Raw genomic sequence first — 1,266 nt, forward strand, 5'->3', positions numbered from 1 at the left:
ACAACCGACGAATTTACTTGCTTCACTCGATGCGTTAACTCAATTTATTTGAGCAACAAAAATAGGCTTATAAAGGTTTAGGCAAGATCGTTACGTTTTAATTGACATGGGGAGTCATACCAACGCCTTGCTCACCGGATAAAAATGGTTGGTTAAAATCGCGGAGCGATAACCAACTGTTTTTATTCCGTTTAAGCAACTTGTTAACTGCCATATTCGCCATTTAGAACATCAATGAAGAATGGGTTTAGTTTACTAAAATCTGTTTCAGATTTTTGTTGCTCTTGCGCTTTGTCCTTAAACCTTTCTAACTCTGAGCTAATAAAGTCACTAATTACATCAACTCGAGGGAGATATGCACTTTCAAAACCTTTACGTTTATTTTCGAGTAAGTTTTGAATTGCAGAGTTTAGGGTTTCATCATGTACCAATTCATTTACTAGCACTTCAAACTCCATTGGTACTACACCGCGATCTTGTTCGATCCATTGCATCGCTAGAATAGGTCTAAGGACATAGAAATACTTCTTAATTCTTACTGTTTCACCCTGTAGGTATTCTCGGAAATTTCCACTCGCCATATGTGAATAGTGATAAAAACAAGAACGTGGCGAATAGAGAATAGGTATTAACTCTTTAAAAGCCTCTGTAAATTTATCATTTTGCTGATAGACAATTGGCGAATTGAACCATTCAATTAGAGCGGGGTTTGATTTTCTAAGAAGCTTAAGTGCTTTTTTCAAGTCCCAACCACTTATATCTAATAAGTCATTAATAGGTTTTTCAACTACATCTCTACAATATTCATGATCAACTCTAAGATACCAATCCTTATTTCGAACATATACAAAACGCACATCATAGTCACTGTCAGCTGATGGGAAACCCCATGCTCGACTGCCTGATTCACATGCATACAATATTTTAATGTTCTCTTTAATTTCTAGAGCTTGAAGATTTTCCAATATCTCAGTACGCACTGAATACTCCTTGGCAGTTAACGCCGCTATAATCTGCGTGGTTTGTGTAGCGGAGTTTTGCGGTAAAGTGGCGAAGCCACCGCAAAACGGAGCGTAGCAAACTACGTCAGGTTGATGACCTTGATACTCATTGAGCCTCCCCAATCAGCGTAACTTTTCAGCTACTCTGATAGGTGACAAAACCAACGGAGAAGCTCAATGAACTTTTATACTAATACACATCCTTACTATTGTGGAATAGATTTACACGCACGCTTACTTTACGTATGCATTATTGATGATAAAG

At 37.7% G+C, this 1,266-nt stretch carries 1 protein-coding gene; it reads right to left on the bottom strand.

Going from position 1 to position 1,266, the window contains the following annotated elements:
- Positions 1–203: 203 nt before the first annotated feature.
- Positions 204–1,124: a nucleotidyltransferase domain-containing protein gene (locus tag ACYVIL_RS20510; RefSeq protein WP_460314624.1), complete on the bottom strand. Its 921-nt coding sequence runs from the start codon at positions 1,122–1,124 to the stop codon at positions 204–206.
- Between the last annotated feature and the right edge of the window lie 142 nt (positions 1,125–1,266).

This window comes from Aliiglaciecola aliphaticivorans (genome assembly GCF_054782055.1).